Raw genomic sequence first — 18,227 nt, forward strand, 5'->3', positions numbered from 1 at the left:
GGTTCGAAGGTTTGAGCAAACATCAGCACGATATTCAAATGTTATCGCTGTAGCCCACTGTCATTGCTGAAATTCGGTCTCTGCCGGCGCGCTTGCATTTATATAACTCTTCATCTGCAAGTTTTACAATTTCTTGTAGTTCGAGGTTGGCATTTCCCAATACGCTACAAATGCCAATACTGACGGTAAACTTAATAAGTTCGCCAGTATCTGCCTGCTTCAATGAAATGTTGCGGGTTTGCTGATGGATATTTTGCATCAGTTGATGATGTGCATGGATATTTTTACCAGACATGAGGATTACGAATTCCTCACCTCCGTATCGCCCAATAATGTCTGTATCACGCTTACAGTTTCGCTGCATTAGGGCTGAAAAGGCTTGCAGGCATTTATCGCCCATTAAATGCCCATAGTTGTCGTTAATCTTTTTAAAGTGGTCTATGTCGAGTAAGGCCATACTAAAGGGTTGCCCTAGGCGGTAGCTTGTTTTTATTGCGTTTAAGGCGAGTTCGTCAAAGCCACTGCGATTGAGCAGGTGGGTCATGCCATCTTCCCGCGCTTGCGCTGCGAGCTGTAAATTGAGTTGTTCGAGCTGCTCAGTTTTCTCAGTTACTTGTTGTTTAAGTCTATTTTCAAAGTTGCGCATAAGAAACTGTGTGCGTTTGAGTTTATTTGCTACATCTGAAAACTCTTTACTATTTGGGTAACGATTATCTAAAGAAACGGTTTCTTCATCGGCGTTTAGCATAGCGACTAATGGCTGAGTAATTTGATGTGCTAATTTATATGCAAATAATAAAAAGATACCCATAACGATAAGTAGGCACACACTGGCAATGACAAAGTTATCTCGCAAGTGTTTAGTGAAGCTACTGGACTCGGTTAAAATGTAAATATTCCAACCATAATCGGTTGTACTTCTAAAGTATGCATATCGCTTATCGTCATTATTTAAGACGGGGAGCTTACTGATAATGTAGTGATAACTAGGTAAGGGCAAGAAAGTCGATAGTGGACGGGCGATCCCTTCATCTGAAGCATAAACAGTGAGATTGTCAGAATCGGTTATTACCACAGCGGCATCTGTTGAAATTGGCTCAATGCGCGATTTGAAGGCGTTCATTGCATGAAGGTTAATAGCACCAAACACGATCCCATCAAATACGTTATTTTTAAAAATAGGTGAAGCCACCGAAATCATGGGGGCGACGACAACACCGCGACTAAGCAGTGTATTTGAAAGGGTAGTTCTTTTATTGTCGCGTGCCATTCTAAAGTATGCCCTATCAGCCACACTTTTGAGCTCATCTGGCAAGCCCGCAATTTCGGTATTCAACTTTTCTGGGGCAAAAAATAATAGCTGCCCGTTAGCATCAGCAGTAGTGAGGCTAAAAAAGGCCGGATAGTTAAGCTGGGAGACTCGCATCGATGCATGCACCTTTTCTAAAGGCGTATCATTGCTTAATAACATGGCGTGATGTTCAATGATGGTTTTGTGTTGATCGATAAAGTTTTGCGTTAGCTCTGCCACATAAACGCTGTTTGATTTTATCTTTTGTACTAAGAGTGTTTCATACTCTCTGCTTGTAAGCGCGATAAATACAAATGAAATAATGAGAACTGGCACTACCATCAAAGATGCACATAGCGAAAAGATATTCTTTGAAAGCGTCCGCTCCTTGCTCGCTAATCGAGATTGCTTGTAACTCAGTGGGATGATGGCCAGGATAGATGCCGCAATAGCGGCATTAAAAATACCATTTAAGCCATATTGGATTGCGATAACTAACGGAATTTCCTGTAAAAAAGAGGGGTTAAACTTAATTAACAGCCACAGTAATGGGGTACCCATCAATGCCCAAAACATCACAGAGGCTGTCAATATAAAAAACTGGCGTTTGAGTAAATACGCGATGACGATAATTTCTAAGATATGCGTGGCAATAAATAGCGATGGCACATTAGCAAGATAAAGACTAACTGCGCTACTCAATAAAACAATAAACATAAAGGGCGTAGGCAATAATATCAAAGACATCAGCACAAATACGCTGCCCAGCATAATAGTGACATCACCAATGACGGGAACCATCATAAAAAGGTTAACCGAAATGGTTAGTATTGCTAGGAACAGGCACCTTTGAAAGTGCTCTATTGATGTTATTTGATCGCTTGGGCTCATCGACAGTCTACGGTATCGCTTGCATCTTTTTTATTGTTTTGGATTTGAACGCCGAATGGCGCCACGATATTCGTTTGCAAGTGTACTACGCATTTATCGAATAAGGGTACTTATTTTATTTCTACCTGTGCGCTTACTAAGATAAAGCTGGTCGTCGGCGAGTTTTATCATTGATTCAAAATCTAAGGTGTAATCATCTTTAATACTTATTACCCCGGCGCTGACGGTCATGCTAGCACGATCTTCTTTCTCAATAATTTGGTTATTGGCAATGCTCTCTTTTATTAACTTAATGCGAGCATGATGCTCCACCACATCGCCTCCGACAATCATAATAATAAATTCTTCACCGCCAAATCGGCCAATGATGTCGGTATCGCGTTTGCAGTAATGTTGCAATACTTCAGCCACAGAGGTAATACATTTATCACCAAATAAGTGCCCATGAGTATCGTTGATATGCTTGAAATGGTCGATATCTATCAAAATGAGAGACATCGTTATATGGTTGCGAATACAGTTTCGATAAGATGTAAGAGCAAAGCGGTTGAAGCCGGCGCGATTCAAAAGTTGTGTTAACCCGTCTTTTTGGGCGAGTGAGTATAACTCTTGGTTAAGTTGTTTCAATTGACGCGTTTTATTATCGACCTGCTCTTTTAACTGTTGTTGAAAATCGGTCATAACTGCATGCGATGAGATTAAACGATTCGTCAACGTTACCGTTTCTTGACTAATTTTTGCGTCTTTTAATATTTGTGGATTAATTTTTTTATCAGGAAAACGTTTGGCAATATTTTCTAGAGGTTGGGTTATTTTTTTAGATAGTTGGCGAGCTATAAAAGCAAAAGAGATTAATAATAAACCGGTACTCAACAACAGAATCAAAAATCGCTGCATTAATTCTGAAATGGCTGACTCCGGAGAAGTTAACGCAATAATTTGCCAGCTATTTTCGGTGTCAATCTTCGAAAACAGGTACTCATTTTGCTCATGCCTTAATGTTGGAACAAGGTTTATTAGAGGATTTTCCTCTTCTTCAATATTGAAGGATGAGAGACTTGGCAAACTCTTCCCAAGGGATGTTAACAATACATTATTATTTGCATCGGTAATAATAAAGTCTTGTTCAGATTTAGTCTTATCTAAAACATAAGTTTGAAACCGCTCTAGCGGTATTGAGCCGCTCACTAAACCTTGAAAGCCTCTTTGGTCTGATACAGGTACAGCGATGCTAAATGTTGGCACGTTATCAAATTGAGTAGTTTGTGTGGCATTGCTATAAATAGGCTCATAACGTTGTCTAGCCAGCTGAAACGCCTCCGTATTGTTGATGTTTATATCTCCTTCTCGCATCAACTTAAGGGCATTTTTTGAAGGCGAAGCGATCACCACTTTGCCGGTATGGTCCACCACAAGCACGCTAGAAAATAGTGTGTCGCTTTCATACAGCGTTGCGATCATATCTTGGGTTTCAAGCAAGTCCGCGCCTTTTGAGAGGTAATTGGCAAGTAACGAGAGTGCCCGCGTATTCGCTGTAAGCGCGCCTTCAGTAATTAAACTTAACTCATTGGTTGTATTATTGAGTTCAGAAGAGATTGTTTTTTCATTTTGATAAGTAGCTTGGTGAATAAAAAATAAAGATATTAAAATGGCAGGCAAGGTAACTGTGAGCATGCATAAACTAAATATAAGTGCCGCAAGTTTAGGAGGCTTGTTGTAATAACTGGTGGTCAGGAAAGAGCTGGGGACGGACCAATAAAAAATTGCCGCGACCGACACGCATATCAAGCCATTAATGCCTCGGGTGAGTCCGTTGATAAAATGCACTTGCAGTGTCGCATCTGACGTAAGCGCACTCAGTGCAAGTAATAACGGTATGCCGAATAAAACCCAGTAAAGAATGACAGACTGAAGCAAAAAGAAGCCGCGTTTGAGTAACATATGGATAAAAAATATCTCAAGCGCAAAAATAATAATGAGGTTAGGGTCACCTGCATACACGGCAGTAACAAGAGAAGAAATCGCTACGGCGACGACAGCCGAATTTATACCGCGAGTTATTAAACACAGTAGTACAAATATTTGTCCAAAAAACAACGTAAAGCTACCGAAGAACGGCACACCCAAAAATGCATTTACCATCCCGCCCAGCACACCGAAATTTAGGCCATACAGCAGGTTAGGAAGCGCAAAAAATGACGTGGCAGCGTTATTATGCCGTCGTTTTATGATTATTTCCCTGTCGTTCATTCATCCCTTATATAGGTGATTTTATAATTGTCGAACGTCATTTTGGCAATCAATGATAACTCAGATGGATTCATCTCAAGTTTCATAATAATCGTAAATTAACTCACTAATTATGCATGTAATCTGCGATTTTTCAAACTTTAGTAGTGCGTGGGAGTTGATTTATTAAATCAGATCACTCACAGCAAAATGTTTTTAACGAAAGTATCGAAAATAAGCTATAATGCGCGCCGAATTTACAACGATACCCTTAATTGCCTTGAAACGAACTCTTCTGGATCACCGCTTCTCTGTCGCGCCAATGCTGGATTGGACGGACAGGCATTGCCGATATTTTTTAAGATTATTGAGCCAACATACTGTTCTGTATACAGAGATGGTGACCACGGGCGCTATCATTTATGGGAAGGGGGAATATCTAGGGTTTGATGAAGCAGAGCACCCACTTGTCTTACAGCTAGGGGGAAGCGCTCCTGATGATATGGCGCGATGTGCGAGTATTGCGCAAGAAAAAGGCTATGATGAGCTAAACATAAACGTGGGCTGCCCATCAGATCGCGTGAAAAACGGTAGTTTTGGTGCCTGCTTAATGTCTCATCCCGAGATTGTGGCAAGTTGTGTTGAAAATATGAAAGCGAGTGTGGATATTCCCATCACCGTTAAATGCAGAATTGGCATCGATGATATGGATGATGACGAAGGCTTAACAGCTTTCGTTAGTCCACTCGTCGATAGTGGTGTGGAACATTTTATTGTTCATGCCAGAAAGGCTTGGCTGCAAGGGCTTAGTCCTAAAGAAAACAGAGATATCCCACCTTTAAATTATGAGCGTGTATATCGTCTTAAAGAGCAGTTCCCACACCTTTATATTAGTATAAATGGCGGCATTACCGACTTCAGCCAAGCTAAACAACACTTAAAAAATGTTGATGGCGTAATGATGGGGCGTGAGATTTATAGTAATCCATATATTTTGGCTACAGCAGACGCTGACTTATTTTATGTAGCTGATGGCGCTGTAATAAGTCGAGAGCAAGTAATCCATCAAATGACTGATTATATTCACCATCAGGTTGCTCAAGGTGTTCGAGTTTGGCATATCGCTAGACATGTGCTCGGTCTCTTCCAAGGCCAAGTGGGGGGCAAAATATGGCGCCGCTATCTTAGTCAAAACGGCACAGGTAAGCACAATAACCCCAACTTACTGCTAGACGCATATGAGCAAGTCATCAACGCCCAAGAAAAAGCACTAAAATTTGGTCAAAATGGCTAAACCTATTGGTTAAATTCTTCATGCGTTCCTTCCTTTCAATCTGAAACTTTTAGTTTAAAAATATAAACCATTGAATTAATTGAAATAAAATTAAATTTGAACTTTTGGCACATGTTTCGCAATGCTTTGATTAAAGCCAATTGATGGCGAAGCAAGGATACAGGCAGTCAGCTATCCTCTCTTAATTTAAAGCATGAAAGGAAAGATTATGAATACTAAAACATCAATTATTGCACTCACTTTATTGGCTACTAGTTCAGCGGCTTGTGTTGCAAATGCAAACGAAACTGCAGTAAGTCAAATTGTCACCTCGATGGTAAAGCAGGCTGTATCAAGTGTTTCACAAGAGATTGACACGCAAATAGACAAAACGGTACTTACCGCAAATCATCTGTTATCGGTAAATGGCGAGCAAGTTCTAGGTACGGTAACGATCACGGATTTGGTAGCGACGACGACCGAAAAAAGCGAAGTCTCTAAGGAAGAGCAAAAAGGCGAATAAATTTAATTATCAGATATTCGGAGCTAGATTATGTTGATTCAATTAAATTTATTAGGGCTACTGCTTTCCCCTGTACTGTTTTATCTAGGAAGTGCAGCGCTTGTTATGCTGCTTTCCTATTTAAAACTTATTAATGATTAAATTTTTGTTGTATTGGAGATGCCCATGAAAACTGTTTTAAACCATCATCGTTTTTTTAGAGACGCAGCAAATGCAAAGGTTTCTGGCGTATGTGCTGGGCTTGCAAAGCAATTTGACGTAAACCCATGGCTAGTCAGAGGTGGTGCGATTTTCTGTTTTGTTTTGTTACCTGTCGCAACGGCGTTAGCCTATGTTTTGGCAATACTCTTATTGCGATATCGCTAGAGACAAAGGTACACTAAGCAACAAGCATTTACAGCGGAAGACATAATGTCATGAATATAGGTACTAAAAGCGTTTCAGCAGTCATCGCTTCAGTTTTACTGATTATCGGTTTAATTGGATTTTGGTGGGGATTTGAGCCTAGCACTTTTGATGTGGATGCAAAAGCGCTAGAGACAGCGACCGCAAACAACGAACGTGTCGTGACCGGGTATACCACCACTACTGCACTGATAGAGGTGATGGAAACGCTCATGAATAAATCAGGTGGGTACCTCTCAAATGATGTCCTACCGCCAGGTGTATTGATGGATAATATTCCTAGCTGGGAATTTGGCGCGATAGAAATGTCGAGAGACCTTGTGTTAGCTATGCGCAAAGACTTCAGCCGTTCGCAGTCTCAGTCATTAGAAAACCCTCAGCTTGTTAAAGCGTCACCCAAATTAAACTTCGATCATAATCGCTGGATATTGCCATCATCAGAAGGTGAGTTTCAGGATGGTATCGATGCATTGAAAATTTACCGTTCTGAATTAAGCGATATTGCTGAGCGCAACAGTCAGTTTTATGCGCGGGCGGATAATTTAAGAGAATATTTAAAGCAAGTTGAGAAGCGGTTGGGTAGCTTGTCGCAACAACTAAGCGCAAGTGTTGGTACAGAGGCATTCAATACCGATTTAGCCGGTGATAGCGCAGCAAGGCAGTCTACACCGCAAAGCGAGAAAATTATTACGCAAACACCTTGGATGCAATTAGATAATAATTTTTATCAAGCTCGCGGAGCTAGCTGGGCTTTGCTACACTTTCTAAAAGCCATAGAAACTGACTTTGAGGACGTGCTACAAAAGAAAAATGCTACTGTAAGCCTTGAGCAAATAATTCGCGAGCTAGAATCGACGCAAACGGCGGTTTATAGCCCTGTGATTTTAAACGGTAGTGGTTTTGGATTTTTAGCAAATCACTCATTGGTCATGGCTAATTACATCTCTCGTGCCAATGCGGCGTTGATTGAATTATCAGAACTCCTTAACCAAGGCTAAACTTATGAAAAAGAAAATTATTTTGTCTGCGATTATTGCGGGCACGTCACTTATGAGCATGTCGGCACATGCCGATACGGTGTTAGGTGGTTACATAGGCGCACAAGCTTGGAATATGAAAACCGAAGGTGGCTTTGCGCAAAATGAGTCCCTTGCAGGTTTTAGTTTTGAAGAAGAGGCAAATAACAGTTTTTATGCAGCCCTAGAGCATCCGATTCCACTAATACCTAACATTAAGGTGGCGAGAACAACGTATGATACGTCAGGCACGACTATCCTCGATTCGACTTTTACCTTTGGCGATGAAGTATTTGTCGTAAATTCTCAACTGCAAACTACCGCAGACCTGACGACCACCGACTACATCCTATATTATGAAATCTTAGATAATGATTTAGTCAGTTTAGATGTCGGCATTACCGGTAAACAAGTGGATGGAGAGTTTTTGGTTGTAGATGAGCAAACGCAACAAGCTGGCTTTGAGTCATTCGATGTAATCGTTCCTATGGTGTATTCGCGTGCGGCAGTGGGTCTGCCATTAACCGGCCTTGGTTTGTATGTAGAGGGAAGTTTCTTATCAATAGACGATAGCACCGTGAGCGATATTCAAGCTGCCATTACTTATAACTTTATGGAAACGTTAGCACTTGATATGACGATTCAAGCAGGATATCGAGTAACGACTATAGAGCTTGAGGATATCGATGATATTTATGCTGATTTAGAGTTTGATGGCGCCTACGTAGGTGTCGAGTTTGATTTTTAAGCTTCAAAAAAACATTCAGCATAAAAGAATATAAAAAATTAGTTTTAATTCTTTCACGTTATTGACAAAAACCGCTAACCTTTGGGAATATCTTCAAAGTTAGCGGTTTTTTAATGTCGTCACAACAAAACAAAATACCTTTGACATTGCTGGATTCAACCCAGCTTTCTCAAATTACTCAAGCGGTCTCAGGGTTAGACAGAGAGCAACTGATTTGGGCTAGTGGATATCTGGCGGGTTTGTCGCAAAGCGATATAAAAGCAATGGCGAGTGTTAATAATGCGGTGGCAGTGTCTCAAGAGCAAAGCGTTTTGACCGTCATGTATGGCTCACAAACCGGCAATGCTAAGCATGCTGCTATTTCCTACGCTGACTCGGTAAAGGCGCAGGGGATAAAAACCAACGTAGTAAGCATGGCTGACTACAAACCCCGCAAAATCAAAGACGAATCGCATTTGGTATTGTTCGTCAGTACTCACGGTGAAGGCGATGCGCCCGACGATGCGGTTGAATTTCATGAATTCCTTGCAAGCAAAAAAGCGCCTAACCTCGATAAATTAAAGTATGCAGTAGTAGCTTTAGGTGATACCAGTTATGAGTTTTTCTGCCAGACCGGTAAAGATTTCGATGCTCGTCTTGCAGGGCTTGGTGCTCAACCACTTATTGAAAGGCTCGATTGTGATGTGGAGTATGAGCAAGAGCTCGCGGCATGGACCATAAAAATTAATGAGATATTAGCGACAGTCATGAAAACTAGTCCGGTTGAAAAAAGTGCGCCGATAGTTGCACAACCCTCTGCTGTTGCATACACCAAGCAAAACCCGTACATCGCTACCCTAAACCAGAGTCTTAAGATAACCGGCAGGGATTCTGTGAAAGATATACGCCACGTTGAAATTTCTCTTGAAGATTCCGGTATCGTTTATCAACCTGGCGACGCGCTTGGTGTCTTTTTTCTTAATAATGAATCGTTAGTTTCAAGGATCCTGACTGCAACCAATAACCAAGCAGACGATAAAGTGCTCATCAAAGATGTTGAGTATCAACTTTTTGATGCCTTGACCGAGCATCTGGAATTAACATTGAGTTATCCCGGCTTCGTTAAAGCGTATCAGCTAGCCTCTAATAGTGAGGCCTTAGCGGCCTTGCTTAATGACAGTGCAGCACTTCGTGCATTTTTAGCAGAAAGACAAATTGTCGACATCGTCGAACAGTTTCCCGAAGATATAAGTGCTCAGGCATTAGTAGACGCGTTACGCCCGATCACACCGCGTTTGTACTCTATTGCATCGAGCCAATCTGAAGTTGAAGATGAAGTTCACTTAACGGTAGCTCATGTCGATTATGAAGCTTTCGGCACACGGCATCAGGGCGGCGCTTCTGGTTACTTATGTACAGGTTTAGAAGAGGGGGGGCAGGTCAAGGTCTACACCGAGAACAACGATAATTTTCGTCTGCCTAGCAACGCAGATACACCGATTATTATGGTCGGCCCCGGGACGGGTATCGCGCCTTTTCGCGCATTTATGCAGCAACGAGATGCGCTTGAGGCACAGGGCAAAAATTGGCTGTTTTTCGGTAACCCCAACTTTACGCAAGACTTCTTGTACCAGACTGAATGGCAAGGCTATTTGAAATCAGGTCTTTTAACCAAAATCAGTCTTGCTTTCTCTCGTGACCAAGCTGAAAAAATATATGTTCAGGATCGATTGCTTGAGAACGGCAAAGAGGTTTACGAGTGGTTAGAGTCAGGTGCACATTTTTACGTATGTGGCGATGCTCTTAGAATGGCAAAAGATGTAGAAACTGCGTTACTGAAAATTATTCAAACCTTTGGTCAGAAAACTGAGCAAGAAGCGAAGCAATATTTACTGGCGATACGCAAAGAAAAACGCTATCAGAAGGATGTTTACTAATGAGTAATGACAAAAACCTTATCGTAGAGGGTAAACTTTCTGACAATGAGCGTCTAAAAAAAGAAAGTAACTTATTGCGCGGAACGATTACGCAAGACTTAGCCGATGACGTCACTGGCGGTTTTACCGCCGATAACTTCCAGCTGATTCGTTTTCACGGCATGTATCAGCAAGATGATAGAGATATTCGTGCTGAACGTGCGAAACAAAAACTAGAGCCCTTGCATAATGTGATGTTAAGAGCCCGTCTACCTGGCGGTATGATCACCCCTAAGCAGTGGTTGGAAATTGATAAGTTTGCACAAGACTACTCTATTTATGGCAGCATTCGACTTACTACTCGGCAAACCTTTCAATTTCATGGCGTTCTAAAGCCGCATATTAAATCTATGCATCAAACCTTAAATGCAACAGGCATTGACTCTATCGCGACCGCAGGTGATGTAAATAGAAATGTATTGTGCACATCCAACCCTATTGAATCGGAAGTGCATCAACAGGCTTGGCAATGGGCAGCTAAAATTAGCGAGCACTTACTTCCTAAAACAAACGCATATGCCGAAATTTGGTTAAACGGCGAAAAAGTAGATTCGACGCAAGAAGACGAGCCTATCTTGGGCAAAAACTATCTACCAAGAAAGTTTAAGACCACGGTTGTCATTCCGCCTCATAATGATGTGGACGTACATGCTAATGATCTCAATTTTGTCGCTATTGCACAGGATGATCAACTGATTGGTTTTAACGTGCTAGTGGGTGGTGGACTGGCTATGACCCATGGAGATAAGTCAACTTTCCCGCGTAAAGCGGACGACTTTGGATTTATTCCCCTAGATAAAACACTCGATGTTGCCGCTGCGGTAGTCACTACTCAGCGTGATTGGGGTAATCGAGTTAATAGAAAGAATGCGAAAACAAAATACACGCTTGAGCGTGTTGGTGTTGAGACCTTTAAGGCTGAAGTAGAAAAACGAGCAGGGCTTACCTTTGCACCCAGTAAACCTTATGAATTCACCTCACGAGGAGACCGCTTTGGCTGGGTAGAGGGCATCGATGGCAAGCATCACCTTACTTTGTTTATCGAAAACGGTCGTATTTTGGACTATGAAAACAAACCTTTAAAAACTGGCTGCAGAGAAATTGCAAAGGTCCATCAAGGTGATTTTAGATTGACCGCAAATCAAAACTTGATCGTTGCGGGTGTGCCAACAGAGCAGAAACAAGTCATTGAAGACTTGGCGGTTAAGTATGGGCTAAAGCGAGAAGATGTTTCAAAGCAGCGTGAAGATTCTATGGCTTGTGTTTCGTTACCGACATGTCCACTCGCAATGGCGGAGGCTGAGCGTTACTTACCTGATGCGGTAAGCGAAATTGAAGCGATGCTCAACAAGCATGATGTAGGAGATGAAAGCATCATCTATCGCATTACCGGATGTCCAAACGGTTGCGGTAGAGCAATGTTAGCTGAAATTGGCTTGGTAGGAAAAGGGCCTAATAAGTATAACTTGCACCTTGGCGGTAACCGCGAAGGAACTAGAATTCCACGCATGTACAAGGAAAACATCAGTGATGTTGAAATCATGGCAATCATTGATGAACTTATAGAGAAATGGGCTAAGCAACGTCAACCCAAAGAGGCATTTGGTGACTTTGTTATTAGGGCGGGAATTGTTAAGCCTGTTATAGACTCTGCGAGGGATTTTTATGAATAATCTCGCCGAACAACATGCGATTGCGCCGCTAAATGTGATGGATTTGGTGCAAATCAATGTAAACCTAGAAACGTCTAGTGCAATTCAACGCGTAGAGTGGGCCTTAGAGCATTTGCCCAGCAAACATATTGTATCGTCTAGTTTTGGCGCACAATCAGCAGTGATGCTGCACTTACTTAATGAGGTTGCCCCAAACATCCCAGTTATTTTGACTGACACCGGCTATTTGTTTCCAGAGACATATCGGTTTATTGATGAAATGACGAATCGTTTCAACCTCAACCTGCAAGTTTATAGCGCGGCTATTTCAAGCGCGTGGCAAGAAGCTCGATTTGGAAAGTTATGGGAAAACGGACTAGAGGGAATTGAAGAGTATAACCGTATAAATAAAGTAGAACCGATGAAGCGAGCTTTGCAAGAACATAATGCAAACACATGGTTTGCGGGGCTAAGACGTTCTCAATCTCAATCTCGTGAAGATTTAGCCTATGTTCAAAAGCAAGGTGGACAATTTAAAGTGCATCCTATCGCCGATTACAGCAATAAGCAGTTGCATGAGTATATGCAGCAGAACCAATTACCGTATCATCCGCTCTGGGAAAAAGGGTATGTTTCAATTGGTGACTGGCATACAACGCGTCCATTAGAGGCGGGTATGAGCGAGCAAGACACACGTTTCTTTGGCTTGAAGCGTGAGTGCGGTTTACATGAGTTCGGGGACGGTGACGGCATATAGACAAACGTTCTTGAGTCGTATTTCTCTTAAGCTAAGGTTTGCTAATTCTGAATTGATAGGTTCGATACCTGACTTTCATTGAGCTTGGGTATATTTACCTATTATTAGTTATTTCTTTTGATACCAATATGGTGAGCGTTTTTACGGAAATGCTTCCGAGGCGCAATGATATCTGCATGTTAATCCCATATTTATAAAGCGATTTACGCTACTTCCCCTTCAATAATGAAGATGTTTTGCAAATGTGTCATGTAAATATCACTTTATTGTCATATAAATGTAATATTTCTATGATGCCCATTGTGTTTTCCTTAAACTTTACGTATACTTTGCCATAGTTATCTGTGAGGAGAATAATATGAAGATACTAGCCGCAACGCTGTTAACAGCATTTTGCTTTGGCGCTTCAGCTGCTCAAACAGACACAGTAGCTACAAATAGTTTTTCATGTATGGATAAGACATCTTTCGAGATTAACGCTTCGTGCATGAGCAATAAAATAGAAACTAACGAATCTTTTTTACAAGCACAAACTATGTTGTTTGAGCAGAATGCGAATGCCAGCGATAACGCAATGGCAACGCTAACGATAGACCCAAAAACGCTTAACATTGAAGTGGTAGCGCACAAAGACGCTTACCTTGCAAAGTTACTCAATAAGCAAAAGTAAAACACTGAATAACAGATAAAACAAAAAAGCCTTTCTATTTGAAAGGCTTTTTTTATTTTAGGAACACGACAAAAACTTAGGTCATGCCACAGCCGCTGGTGTGGTATAGAGGTCATACAGTGACTGCCATTTTTCTTTTTGTATTGAAAAAGAGTGTTTTAACTCCTTCACTTTGAAGTCGAGCTCTAATTTTTCATACGACGCCTTTATGTCATGGCCCTTATTTGCCATAACACGCTTTTTAGCCGTGTAATAATCTGTCATCCTTTGTACTAGGATGTCGTACTCATGTTGAATCTTCGCGGCAACTTCCTCTGCATTGGGTAAATTGACCAAACGCTTCTTGGCATACTTAAGCTCCATCTGAAGTTTAGCCTTTTCGATTCGCTCTTCTGGTGTAGTACGCAAGTTAGACGTTAAATTCACCCACGATAATGACTTAATCAACCATTTTGTAGGATCATATTGCCACCAACGAATACCATTGCGATAGTCGTATTCAAAGATGTGGTGATAGTTATGATAACCCTCGCCAAACGTAAAAAAGGCGATAAATCCATTATCCCTTGCAGTATTTGAATCTGTATATGGACGAGAACCCCAGATGTGCGCGAGCGAATTAATGAAAAATGTTACGTGATGCACCAATACAAGTCTTGCGACGCCAGCGATGAGTATCATCCCCAAAATATCGCCGTTTAACCAGCCTAACAAACCGGTGATGCCAAAATTGGCAATTAATACTATTGGTAGGTAATAATTATGTTGCCACATTACTACCTTGTCTTTTTGCAAATCACGGCAGTTAGAGTAATCACTGTATCGTTCAGATTGATACTCTCGTAGCATCCAACCGATGTGTGAAAACCAAAAACCGCGTTTAGCCGAGTAGGGGTCTTTATCATTAACATCTACATGGCGATGATGCACACGATGGTCTGAAGCCCAGTGCAAAATACTGTTTTGCACCGTCATGGCGCCTCCGATGGCCAAAATAACCTTTACAACGGGGTGCGCTTCATAGGCTTTATGGGACCATAGACGGTGATAGCCAGCAGTGATTGACATGCCAGTAAAAAAGAATAGGAACACACCTACAAGAATTTCGGTCAAATCAACGCCGTTAAATGCAATCCAAACAGGTACACCAATCACAGCAATGATGGTGGTTAAGGCGAAGATGGTTATATTTAGGGGGATTAATGGAGGTCTATTCACTTATTTTTCACTTTAATTTATTTCAGCGTACAACTGTACGCAGAATTTAACTTTTAGCGCAAGCAAAGGCAAGAATTTTATTGATATAAGCTCATCTGCTGTGTAAACATATGCGGATGAACAGACAGCAGCAAAAACTACAAACACGTCAAAAACTTATCGATGCCGCGTTCGCTTTGCTAGATGAGAATAAAACACTAACAGCGATTAGTTTACGCGAGATAGCTCGAGAAGCCGGTATTGCGCCCACTTCTTTTTATCGGCATTTTACCGACATTAATGAATTAGGTCTGACCTTAGTAGATGAATCAGGCCTCGCCCTCAGGCAATTAATGCGTAAGGCTCGCCAACGTATTGAAAAAGGTGGCAGTGTGATTGAGATCTCAGTGCATACCTTTATGGAATTTATTACGCAAAACAAAAACGTATTCCGCTTGCTGCTGCGTGAGCACACCGGTACATCGCTGGCGTTTCGCTCGGCGGTTATGCGAGAGATTCAATATTTCACAGAAGAATTATCTGATTATATTGTTTCTCATCTTCAGCTAGAACCTCAAATTGCTCATTTGCAGGCGGAAGCAATGGTTCGAGTTGTTTTCAGTGCAGGCGCAGAGGCACTCGATGCAAGTCAACTCGAAGTCAATAAGCTCTCTGACCGAGTCATTACACAACTTCGCTTCATACAACTGGGTGCTTCGAGCTATCAGTTAAAGTGAACGCTCAGCATCGAGTGAGGATCACGCCAGTTTCGATGTGATGTGTAAACGGGAATTGGTCAAAAAGTGCAACATCAGTCACGCGGTGGGTATTACACAGCGCTTTGAGGTTGTCTGCCAAGGTCTCTGGATTGCAAGAGATATAAATAATGTTATCGAACTTAGCAATCAGTGAAAGCGTTTCCTCATCTAAGCCAGCCCTTGGCGGGTCTACCAACACTGTCGAAAACGCATATTGGTCTAAGGATACTTCTTTTAGGCGATAAAACTCACGTACTTTTGTATACGCTTGTGTAAATTCTTCGCTGCTTAAGCGAATAATACTTAGGTTGTCGATGTGATTGCGTTCAATATTGTATTGGGCAGCGGCGACTGATGTTTTGGATATTTCAGTGGCCAACACGTGATTAAAATACTCACTTAATGGAATCGAAAAATTCCCTGCCCCGCAGTAAAGTTCAAGTAAGTCACCTGGTAAATCTTTAACATGGTCTGATACCCACTCAATCATCTTGCAATTGATTTGGGCATTTGGTTGCGTAAAACTGTTTTCAATTTGTTTGAATTCGTATTTTCTGCCATTAAGCGTTAATTTTTCTAGCACATAGTCAACCCCTATCACTCTCTTTTGTTTGCGGGCTCTGCCAATTATATTGACCTTCCCTAAACTCGATAAATGCGCTTGCAAAGCCGTAGCGGCTATATCCCACTGTTCACTAAGTGGTTTGTGGTAAAGCATTGATATAACGAGTTCATTGCTAGTGCTTGCAAGGTAGTCAATTTGAAAAAGCTTGGATCTAAGCTCATTGTTTCCATGCAAAAATGAGATTACCGCAGACATCGCTTCGTTGATTAAATCGCAAGCAGCCGGTAACGTTTTAACCTCAAATTTTTCTTTAGTATCTTGATTAAACATAATATGAAAGGTTTCTTCACCTTCATGCCACACCCTAAACTCCGCGCGCATTCGATACCCTTTCTCAGCAGAAGAAAAGGTGGTAATGCTGTGTTTATAAAACGGCGATAGTAGCGAATGCAGTCGAGTACTTTTTTCTTGTAACTGTGCTGCATATGAGATGTGCAAATCTTTAGTCAAAAATGATTACCTTTAATATGTTCAATCTGTTTTGTGGCTGAATTGTAACGTTGTTGAAAAAATTACCAACTCTTTATTAAAGAAATTACGTTTGGGCCGATAACAGATTGAGGATAGTGAGGTATCAATCATGAACACAGCAGAAGTAAAGGCTGGGTTGACAGGTGTGCCTGTTCAACAAGCCAAAAATGTGGTCGACCTAGAAAAATACGAAAGAGTAACAAAAACAGCAGATATTGCGCGTGGGGATTCGTACAGTGCATCGAGCACAGCGGATAAATTCGTTGCAAAGGTGCTGTCTTTTTCTATATCTCAACGGTTTGAATCGGAATTAAATACGAAAAGTGACCAAAGCCAATCAAAGACACCTGTTCGCCAGAGCGTGGTGTTCGATATTGATTTGGTTACAAACAATGTGATTAATTATGTCTCGTCTGCACTTCAGGACCTTTCTGCTAATGGCGCTGATGCAAATGCGTTAAGTTATTTCAGAGATAAAGCAATTGAAGGCGTCGAAACAGGAGTACAAGCGGCGAAGCAAGAATTAATAGGCATTGCTGACGATCAATTACTAGCTCAAGTCGATCTTACAAGGACGTCGATAATCGAAGGCATAGAAGCTTTATCAAATGATCCTAACGATTATAATCTGTCAAGTAACGCTTCAGAAAACTCAGCTTTAGCGCAGATAAGTGTCACTACACGCGATAACCAAACGCTCACGATTAAGTTTGGCGAGGGCGTGTTTGGAAATGATGCTAGCGATGAAAACACCGCGCAGTTTTTTACAACACAAGCTTCCAATCTTAGTTTTTCGATTGAAAATATTCTCAATGAAGCATCTGCCGAGAAATTAGCATCTTTTGTTAACAGCGCCGACGATTTGATTAATTCGTTTTATAGAGGTGGCGTAAGTACCGCATACAATAAATCCCTAGCGCTCGGTTATGACGACAAAGAATTATCGGGATTAGCAAAAAACGACGCAATGGAGCGGCTCAATGCAAAGAACGCTTATGGTGATATTAAACACTTTAAAGATGGTATGGATTCGAAGGAGCTTTCGTCACCTAAAGCCGTTGTGATGTATGTTTCAAAGCTTATGAATCTCATGGAGAAATCTAACGAGCTATTTGATGACGAAGGACAGTACAAAGATATTATTAATGGTATTGTGAATCAAATGAGTGACGTACAAGTGCCTGACATAGTCCAAGCCATCAATAAGTTCTATTCATTTAATTCTAAGTTCTCTGAATAAAAGGCGCCGCGTAATAGCGGGCCTTTTGCTCCTACAAGAAATTAACTTGCTTTATCTTTTGCGGTGCGAACCTTAATCGTTCTGTCCATAAACTCATGGTCATTGAGTCTGTCAATAAACACATCTAATTTAGATGCTTCAACTTCGACAAATCCAAAACCTTTTCGTCTACCAGTTTTTCGGTCCTTCATTAGTCTCACGGATTCAACGTGTCCGACTGCTGCAAATAATGACTTGATAGACTCTTCATTTGCTTTATAGGGCAAGTTGCCCACATATAACGTTGCCATTCCTTCTGCTGTCGTTACGCTGGACTTGGTTTTCACTCTTTTTTGAGAGGTTTGCGGCTCGCTTCCGTTAGCCATATTGGCAAACATTGATGGCAGCGCCATCAATACAAAAGTTAAAATAACAAAAATTGAGGCTATATATGGGCCAAATGATGTTGATGAAAAAGATGAATGCGCGAAAAAAGCGCCAATCGCTAGTATTGCGGTAATGATAATGGCTAGAGGAAGCCTGATAG

The 18,227-nt window shown here is 41.4% G+C and carries 16 protein-coding genes (1 of these 16 only partly in view); 11 read left to right on the forward strand and 5 right to left on the reverse strand.

The window, feature by feature from the left end:
• Positions 1 to 34: 34 nt before the first annotated feature.
• On the reverse strand, positions 35 to 2,095 hold the full coding sequence (locus tag KJ365_RS09580) for a sensor domain-containing diguanylate cyclase (RefSeq protein ID WP_214451435.1): 2,061 nt from the start codon (positions 2,093 to 2,095) through the stop codon (positions 35 to 37).
• Positions 2,096 to 2,275: 180 nt separating this feature from the next.
• Positions 2,276 to 4,432: a sensor domain-containing diguanylate cyclase gene (locus KJ365_RS09585; RefSeq protein ID WP_214451436.1), complete on the reverse strand. Its 2,157-nt coding sequence runs from the start codon at positions 4,430 to 4,432 to the stop codon at positions 2,276 to 2,278.
• A gap of 223 nt (positions 4,433 to 4,655) precedes the next feature.
• Between KJ365_RS09585 and dusA the strand changes: the two genes are divergently transcribed.
• From dusA to KJ365_RS09630, 9 genes are all read left to right on the forward strand, one after another.
• The gene (dusA, locus tag KJ365_RS09590) at positions 4,656 to 5,705 is read left to right on the forward strand and encodes a tRNA dihydrouridine(20/20a) synthase DusA (RefSeq protein WP_214451437.1); all 1,050 of its coding nucleotides are present in this window, start codon (positions 4,656 to 4,658) and stop codon (positions 5,703 to 5,705) included.
• Positions 5,706 to 5,913: 208 nt separating this feature from the next.
• Positions 5,914 to 6,207, forward strand: coding sequence for a hypothetical protein (locus KJ365_RS09595; RefSeq protein ID WP_214451438.1), 294 nt, complete (start codon positions 5,914 to 5,916; stop codon positions 6,205 to 6,207).
• A gap of 165 nt (positions 6,208 to 6,372) precedes the next feature.
• Positions 6,373 to 6,573: a PspC domain-containing protein gene (locus tag KJ365_RS09600; RefSeq protein ID WP_214451439.1), complete on the forward strand. Its 201-nt coding sequence runs from the start codon at positions 6,373 to 6,375 to the stop codon at positions 6,571 to 6,573.
• A 50-nt stretch (positions 6,574 to 6,623) separates the two neighbouring features.
• A complete protein-coding gene (locus tag KJ365_RS09605) occupies positions 6,624 to 7,610 on the forward strand; it encodes a DUF2333 family protein (protein ID WP_214451440.1) in 987 nt (328 codons plus the stop codon).
• Between the two features lie 4 nt (positions 7,611 to 7,614).
• Positions 7,615 to 8,376 (forward strand): TIGR04219 family outer membrane beta-barrel protein, encoded by a 762-nt coding sequence (locus KJ365_RS09610; protein WP_214451441.1) that lies wholly within the window; start codon positions 7,615 to 7,617, stop codon positions 8,374 to 8,376.
• A gap of 113 nt (positions 8,377 to 8,489) precedes the next feature.
• Positions 8,490 to 10,292: an assimilatory sulfite reductase (NADPH) flavoprotein subunit gene (locus KJ365_RS09615; protein WP_214451442.1), complete on the forward strand. Its 1,803-nt coding sequence runs from the start codon at positions 8,490 to 8,492 to the stop codon at positions 10,290 to 10,292.
• The gene (gene cysI / locus KJ365_RS09620) at positions 10,292 to 12,004 is read left to right on the forward strand and encodes an assimilatory sulfite reductase (NADPH) hemoprotein subunit (protein ID WP_214451443.1); all 1,713 of its coding nucleotides are present in this window, start codon (positions 10,292 to 10,294) and stop codon (positions 12,002 to 12,004) included. The genes KJ365_RS09615 and cysI overlap by 1 nt, the downstream gene beginning before the upstream one ends.
• Entirely contained in the window at positions 11,997 to 12,740 is a 744-nt protein-coding gene (locus KJ365_RS09625; protein ID WP_214451444.1) for a phosphoadenylyl-sulfate reductase, read from the forward strand. The genes cysI and KJ365_RS09625 overlap by 8 nt, the downstream gene beginning before the upstream one ends.
• 358 nt (positions 12,741 to 13,098) lie before the next feature.
• Positions 13,099 to 13,410, forward strand: coding sequence for a pyridine nucleotide transhydrogenase (locus tag KJ365_RS09630; RefSeq protein ID WP_214451445.1), 312 nt, complete (start codon positions 13,099 to 13,101; stop codon positions 13,408 to 13,410).
• A gap of 81 nt (positions 13,411 to 13,491) precedes the next feature.
• Here the strand turns inward: KJ365_RS09630 and KJ365_RS09635 are convergent, their stop codons facing one another.
• On the reverse strand, positions 13,492 to 14,628 hold the full coding sequence (locus KJ365_RS09635) for an acyl-CoA desaturase (RefSeq protein ID WP_214451446.1): 1,137 nt from the start codon (positions 14,626 to 14,628) through the stop codon (positions 13,492 to 13,494).
• Positions 14,629 to 14,744: 116 nt separating this feature from the next.
• On the opposite strand from KJ365_RS09635, the gene fabR reads away from it, so the two are divergent.
• On the forward strand, positions 14,745 to 15,344 hold the full coding sequence (gene fabR, locus KJ365_RS09640) for an HTH-type transcriptional repressor FabR (RefSeq protein WP_214451447.1): 600 nt from the start codon (positions 14,745 to 14,747) through the stop codon (positions 15,342 to 15,344).
• A 4-nt stretch (positions 15,345 to 15,348) separates the two neighbouring features.
• On the opposite strand, the gene trmA is transcribed toward fabR, so the two are convergent.
• Positions 15,349 to 16,440 (reverse strand): tRNA (uridine(54)-C5)-methyltransferase TrmA, encoded by a 1,092-nt coding sequence (gene trmA, locus KJ365_RS09645; protein WP_214451448.1) that lies wholly within the window; start codon positions 16,438 to 16,440, stop codon positions 15,349 to 15,351.
• 130 nt (positions 16,441 to 16,570) lie between these two features.
• On the opposite strand from trmA, the gene KJ365_RS09650 reads away from it, so the two are divergent.
• The gene (locus KJ365_RS09650; RefSeq protein WP_214451449.1) at positions 16,571 to 17,701 is read left to right on the forward strand and encodes a DUF5610 domain-containing protein; all 1,131 of its coding nucleotides are present in this window, start codon (positions 16,571 to 16,573) and stop codon (positions 17,699 to 17,701) included.
• Between the two features lie 41 nt (positions 17,702 to 17,742).
• Here the strand turns inward: KJ365_RS09650 and KJ365_RS09655 are convergent, their stop codons facing one another.
• Positions 17,743 to 18,227: the 3' portion of an RNA recognition motif domain-containing protein gene (locus KJ365_RS09655; RefSeq protein WP_250884136.1), read on the reverse strand. Its footprint extends 7 nt past the window's final position; the window shows 485 of its 492 coding nt (coding positions 8–492); its start codon lies beyond the right edge, outside the window; it ends in the stop codon at positions 17,743 to 17,745.

It is taken from the genome of Glaciecola sp. XM2 (assembly GCF_018595715.1).
Taxonomy (GTDB): domain Bacteria; phylum Pseudomonadota; class Gammaproteobacteria; order Enterobacterales; family Alteromonadaceae; genus Glaciecola.